Annotated in this window: 6 protein-coding genes; 3 read left to right on the forward strand and 3 right to left on the reverse strand. The window is 70.5% G+C overall.

Annotation, left to right across the window (positions count from 1 at the left end; all coding sequences use genetic code 11):
- From IJ15_RS0124235 to IJ15_RS0124245, 3 genes are all read left to right on the forward strand, one after another.
- Positions 1-436, forward strand: a 436-nt coding sequence (locus tag IJ15_RS0124235; RefSeq protein WP_031940877.1) for a bifunctional adenosylcobinamide kinase/adenosylcobinamide-phosphate guanylyltransferase, incomplete at its 5' end; no start/stop codon positions are given.
- 25 nt (positions 437-461) lie between these two features.
- A complete protein-coding gene (gene cobT, locus IJ15_RS0124240; RefSeq protein ID WP_031940878.1) occupies positions 462-1,565 on the forward strand; it encodes a nicotinate-nucleotide--dimethylbenzimidazole phosphoribosyltransferase in 1,104 nt (367 codons plus the stop codon).
- A gap of 2 nt (positions 1,566-1,567) precedes the next feature.
- Positions 1,568-2,329 (forward strand): adenosylcobinamide-GDP ribazoletransferase, encoded by a 762-nt coding sequence (locus tag IJ15_RS0124245; RefSeq protein ID WP_231569649.1) that lies wholly within the window; start codon positions 1,568-1,570, stop codon positions 2,327-2,329.
- Positions 2,330-2,351: 22 nt separating this feature from the next.
- On the opposite strand, the gene IJ15_RS0124250 is transcribed toward IJ15_RS0124245, so the two are convergent.
- From IJ15_RS0124250 to gcvT, 3 genes are all read right to left on the reverse strand, one after another.
- Positions 2,352-3,701 (reverse strand): lipase family protein, encoded by a 1,350-nt coding sequence (locus IJ15_RS0124250; RefSeq protein ID WP_081880902.1) that lies wholly within the window; start codon positions 3,699-3,701, stop codon positions 2,352-2,354.
- 135 nt (positions 3,702-3,836) lie between these two features.
- On the reverse strand, positions 3,837-4,940 hold the full coding sequence (locus tag IJ15_RS0124255; RefSeq protein ID WP_031940881.1) for a branched-chain amino acid aminotransferase: 1,104 nt from the start codon (positions 4,938-4,940) through the stop codon (positions 3,837-3,839).
- Between the two features lie 53 nt (positions 4,941-4,993).
- Positions 4,994-6,094: a glycine cleavage system aminomethyltransferase GcvT gene (gene gcvT / locus IJ15_RS0124260; RefSeq protein WP_031940882.1), complete on the reverse strand. Its 1,101-nt coding sequence runs from the start codon at positions 6,092-6,094 to the stop codon at positions 4,994-4,996.
- Between the last annotated feature and the right edge of the window lie 145 nt (positions 6,095-6,239).

Raw genomic sequence — 6,239 nt, forward strand, 5'->3', positions numbered from 1 at the left:
CGCGCGGAGGTATCCGGACGACCACGACTGGGAGTCCCGGATCGATCAACATCGCAGCAGGCGTCCGACGTCCTGGACCACGGTCGAGACCGGCGCCGACGGCGACCTGATCGACGTCCTGAGCGATCGCGACCACCAGCCACCGACGCTCGTGGACGACCTGGGCACGTGGCTTACCGGTGAACTCGACGACGCCAACGCCTGGGATGCCCCCCGCGGCACCGTCGAACCGAACATCGAGGCGCTCGTCCGGGCGGTCGAGACGTATCCGGGCCGCCTGCTGCTCGTGAGTCCCGAGGTGGGATTGGGTGTGATCCCCGAGACCCGCGCAGGCCGGTTGTTCCGCGACGAGATCGGCGCCCTCAATTCTCGACTGGCCACAGTGTGCGACGACGTGATCCTCGTCGTCGCGGGCATCGCCCTGACGCTCAAATGAACGGCGCTCAAATGAAAGGTCTAGCGTGACAAGCGAATCCGTGAGTCCATCCGCCTACCACTTCGAACCTCCCGTCCCACCGGACGCGGAGATCCGGACTCAGGCCCAGGCTCGCCAGTTGCTGCTGACCAAGCCGACCGGCTCCCTCGGCCGGCTCGAGGAACTGTCCGTGTGGGCGGCCGCCTGCCAGGGTGTCTGCCCGCCGCACGTCTTCGCCGATCCCCGCGTCGTCGTCTTCGCCGGCGACCACGGCATCGCCCGAGACGGCGTTTCGGCGTATCCGCCGGAGGTCACCGCGCAGATGGTCGCGAACTTCCGCGACGGCGGCGCCGCCGTCAACGTCCTCGCCTCGATCGCCGGCGCCGCGGTGCGCGTGGTGGACCTGTCCGTGGACGCCGACACCGATCCGTCGGTCTCGGCGTACAAGATCCGCAGGTCGTCGGGATCGATCGACCGCGAGGACGCGTTGACGCACGAGGAGACGCTGCGCGCGATCGCCGCGGGGCGCGCCATCGCGGACGAGGAGGTCGATTCGGGTGCCGACCTGCTGATCGCGGGTGAGATGGGGATCGGGAACACCACCCCCGCGACGGTCCTCGTCGCCGCCCTCACCGACACCGAACCGGTCGCTGCCGTCGGGCGCGGCACCGGCATCGACGACGCCGGCTGGATGCGCAAGACCGCCGCCGTCCGCGACGCCCTGCGCCGGGCCCGGCCGCACGTGCGGGACGCGATCGGACTGCTGCGCACCGTCTCGGGCGCCGACCTGGCCGCGATGGCCGGTTTCCTCGCGCAGGCCGCGGTCCGTCGGACTCCTGTGATCGTCGACGGCCTCGTGGTGACGTCGTCGGCCCTGGTCGCGGAGGAACTCGCCCCCGGCTCCCGGGAGTGGTGGGTGGCCGGCCACCGGTCCACCGAACCCGCGCACACGATCGCGCTGCGGCACCTGGGTCTCGACCCGATCCTCGGCCTGAACATGCGCCTCGGTGAGGGTTCCGGCGCCGTCGCGGCGCTGCCGATCCTGCAGGGCGCGGTCGCGACGCTCGCCCACATGGCCACCTTCGACCAGGCCGGCGTGAGCAACAACACCGAACCCGAACCCGAACCCGAACCGACGGAATCGAACTGATCGTGCGCGCCGCGGTGACCGGCCTGTCGCTGGGGCTGTCGTGGCTGACGGTGCTGCCGGTCCGCGGCCCGCAGGACATCGGCCGCCGCGAGGGCCGGCAGGCGATCGGCGCGGCACCGGTCGTCGGGGCGCTGCTCGGCGCGGCCGCGGCGGGCGTGCTGTGGCTGCTGCTGGAGGCCGGGCTCGATCCCGCGCTCGCCGGACTGCTGACCGTCGGCGCGCTGGCCCTGGCGACCCGCGGCATGCACGTCGACGGGCTGGCCGACACCGCGGACGGCCTCGGCTGCTACGGCGACCCGGAGCGGGCCCGCGAGGTGATGCGCAGCGGCGGCGCCGGACCGTTCGGCGTGGCCGCTCTCGTCGTGACGATCGGTGCGCAGGCCCTCGCCTTCGGCGCGCTGGGCGCGAGCGGCGCCGTCGCCGCGGTGGCCATCGCCGTCGCGGCCGGACGGGTGTCCGCCGTGTTCGCCTGTCGCCGAGGCATTCCCGCGTCGAGCCCGACCGGATTCGGCGCACTGGTCGCGGATTCGCAGCCGCGGTGGGTGGCCGCGCTGTGGGGTCTGGCTCTGACGCTCGCGTCCCTCTGGGCGGTGCCCGACCGGTGGTGGCAGGGACCGCTGGTGATCGTCGCGGTGCTCGCCGCGGCCGCACTGCTGGTCCGGCACTGCGTCCGCCGCTTCGACGGCATCAACGGTGACGTGCTCGGAGCGGCCATCGAATTCACCGTCGCCGCGACGGCCGTCGGGTTCCTACTCGGAGGCTGATCCCGAGTAGCGACCCGACGACCTACCGGGGCCCGATCGGTCGGCCCATCAAGATGTCTCCCGTCCCCAGGTTCGTCGAGACGTAGGTCTCTGCGGCACCCGGCACCTGCAGGGTCGAGGTCAAGGTTTGTGTGTCGCAACCCGGGGCGCTCGGCTCGCCACCGATCCTGTCCCCCAGCCAGTTCAGTGCGTCTGCAGCGCCGGTCACGATGAGCGTGGCATGCAGGCTCACCTCGTCTCGACGGTAGGTGACCGGAGTGCCGCCCGCGCAATAGGCGGCGGCCAGGCGATCGACGGTGCCGATCCGGATGACCTCGTCGTTTACGCCGCTGTACAGATAGACCGGGGCCGCGGGTGCACTGCCGCCGAGCCTTGTCTCTGCCATGGCTGCGGCGACCGCCGGCACCTGCACCAGTTCTGCGAACGGGACCGTCCAGTAGCCGGTGTTGTCGCGAAAGGCGCTGGTGCCGATCGTCGACGCCACACATTGATCAGCTGGAGCGATCAATGCTGCGCGCCCCTCCGGCGTGAGGCGTGCATCGATCTCACGTGCGGCGTCGGGGAACATTCGCCATGCCGACGCGATACCCAATACCTGAGCCCCAGCCCAGAACGTTCCGCTCACATGGTTGAGTGCGAGCGAATCCGACAGCGGGGAGCCAACCGCGATTCCCCGGACGTTCAACTCCGGCGCGTACGACGGCTGCACTTCCGCAGCCCATCCGGTTGCCAGTCCGCCGCCCGAGTAGCCCCACAGTCCGACCGGCGTCTGCGCCCCGGACAGTCCCAGCGGAGCGAACCGCTCCGCGGCCCGGATGCCGTCGAGCGCCACGTAGCCGGGCTCTCGTGGAGCGCCGAGACGCGCCGAAGGCCCCTGGTGATCAGGAACCGATACCGCCCAGCCCCGTTGGAGAGCCTGACCGACGAAGGTCATCTCGCCCTGGCTTGCGAACGCCTCGAGTCCGGACCCCGGCTGCATGGCGATCGAGGGCGCACACGCGGGATCGATACTGTCCGTGGCCATCTGATACGACAGCAACGGACGCCCACCCGCGGGCGGTGCACCCGCAGGCAGGATCACGGTGGTCACGGACGCCATGGGCTTGCCCGCGAGATCCGTTGTCCGATAGAGCAATTGCCAGGCCTGTGCATTGAACGGCAAGGCGGAGTAGGACGCCAGCTGTACCGGCCGCTCGCGCAGAATGGCGCCGGGGGCCGTCGACTCGAATCCGTCCGGCGCACGGTAGAAATCGTCGACACTCGGCTGCCCCGGAGCGGCACCCGCGTGCACAGGAGGCGCGACGGCACCACCCCACACCGCCACCAAAGTTGAAAACGCCCCCAATGCCGCCAAGATCCTCGATCTGCGCATGGATCGCAGGCTAGCCACCCGCAGACCGGTTGTGAGGCGTTTCACCCGACAATCACCCTCGCGCTGACACGCGATCGAACGCGATCGGGCCCTCCCGCCGAAGCGGAAGGGCCCGTTGTCAGTTCGTCTGCGCGCTCAGCGCAGCTTGGTCATCCAGCCGTGGGTGTCGGCGAAGGTGCCGCGCTGGATGCCGGTGAGGGTGTCGCGCAGCGCCATCGTGATCTTGCCCGGTTCGCCGTCTGCGATGGTGAACTCGCCCTCCGCGGACTTGACGCGGCCGACCGGGGTGATGACGGCGGCGGTGCCGCACGCGAACACCTCGGTGATCTCGCCCGACGCGGCCTTCTCGCGCCACTCGTCGGTGCTGATCTTGCGCTCCTCGACGGAGAAGCCGGCGTCGGCGGCCAGCGCGAGCAGCGAGTCGCGGGTGATGCCCGGCAGCAGCGAACCGGACAGCGACGGCGTCACCAGGCGCGCGTCGGGGCCGGAGCCGAAGACGAAGAACAGGTTCATCCCGCCCATCTCCTCGACGTACTTGCGCTCGATCGCGTCGAGCCACACCACCTGGTCGCAGCCCTCGTCCGACGCCTGCGCCTGCGCGAGCAGCGACGCGGCGTAGTTGCCGGCGAACTTCGCGGCGCCGGTGCCGCCCGGTGCGGCGCGCACGTACTCACGCGAGAGCCACACGCTCACCGGCTTGACCCCGCGCGGGAAGTACGCGCCCGCCGGCGACGCGATCAGCAGGTAGCGGTACTCCTTGGCCGGGCGCACCCCCAGTCCGGCCTCGGTGGAGAACATGAACGGACGCAGGTACAGCGAATCCTCGCCGCCGGCAGCGGGGACCCACGCCTCGTCGACGTCGAGCAGGGCGTCGATGGAGCGGACGAACAGGTCGTCGGGCAGTTCCGGCATCGCGAGACGACGGGCGGACTGCCGCAGACGCTCGGCGTTCGCGGTCAGACGGAACGACGAGATGCCGCCGCCCGGCTGCCGGTAGGCCTTGAGTCCCTCGAAGATCGCCTGGCCGTAGTGCAGGACCATGCCGGCCGGATCGAGTTCGATCGGCGTGTAGGGCAGCACCTCGGCGTCGTGCCAGCCGCGACCCTCGGTGTACATGATCGAGACCATGTGATCGGTGAAGTACCGACCGAATCCGGGCGCCTCCAGAATCTCGCGCCGCGCCTCGTCGGTCGCGGGAGAAGGATGCTGGGTACGCGCGAATTCGAGGCCGTCTGTCATAAGCCGTGATCCTATCTAACTGAGTTTCGCCGCTTTTTCCCTGGTATCGAGCGTTACTTGGTGTGGACCGGCACGAACGGCGGCGTGACGACCTCGCACCGCAGGCTACGCCCGCGCACGTCGACGGCGATCTCGTCGCCGGCCGCCACACCGGACGCGGTGTCCAGCAGTGCCAGCGCAATACCGACCTTGAGCGTCGGAGAGAAGGTGCCCGACGTGGTCTCGCCGATCGTCGCGCCGTCCTTCGTCACGGTCTGTCCCTGACGCAGGACACCGCGGTCGAGTGCCTTGATGCCCCACACCCGGCGGGCCGGGCCGGCGGCCTTCTCCGCGGTGAGCGCGTCGCGGCCCCAGAACTGCGGCTTGGCCCAGCCGATGGCCCACCCGCAGCGCGCCTGCAGCGGCGAGATGTCCAGCGAGAGTTCGTGACCGTGCAGCGGATAGCCGGCCTCGGTGCGCAGCGTGTCGCGGGCGCCCAGGCCTGCGACCTCGCCGCCCTCCGCGCGGACCGCGTCGAGCAGGGCCCGGAACAGCGCCTCGGCATCGGCCCAGCGGGGCAGCACCTCGAAGCCGCGCTCACCGGTGTAGCCGCTGCGGCACACCCGCACCGGGACACCGTTCCAGTCGGCGTCCACGAAGCCCATGTACTCGATGTCCGACGGCAGTCCCAGCGCGCCCAGGACGTCGGCGGACTTCGGACCCTGCACGGCGAACACGGCGTAGTCGCGATGCTGGTCGATGATCTCGACCCCGGCCGGTGCCGCGGCCCGCAGTCGCGCGACGACGTCGGCGGTGTTCGCGGCGTTCGGCACCAGGAACACCTCGTCGTCTGCGACGTAGTAGGCGATCAGATCGTCGACGACGCCGCCGGTCTCGGTGCAGCACAACGTGTACTGGGCCTGTCCGGGGCCCACCTTGGTGAGGTCCGCGGTGAGCGTCGCGTTGACGAAGTCGGCCGCGCCGGCGCCGCGCACCAGGGCCTTGCCCAGGTGGCTGACGTCGAACAGGCCCACCGACTCCCGGACCGCGGTGTGCTCGGCGACCGTGCCGGCGTACGAGACGGGCATCTCCCACCCGCCGAACGGTGCGAACGTGGCACCGAGGTCGGCGTGGACGGAATGGATGGGGCCCTGCAGCAGGCTCGCGTCGCTCATGAGGGACAACGCTAGCCCACGCCGTCGGCGAACTAACATCGGAATTCGGCCGTCGACTTCCCCCGCGACACACCGGCCGGTCGCACCCGGACGTTCGCAGTGCGACCGTCCCAACCAACCAATCTGGAGATGCCCGTCTCGTACG

The organism is Prescottella defluvii (genome assembly GCF_000738775.1).
Classification (GTDB): domain Bacteria; phylum Actinomycetota; class Actinomycetes; order Mycobacteriales; family Mycobacteriaceae; genus Prescottella; species Prescottella defluvii.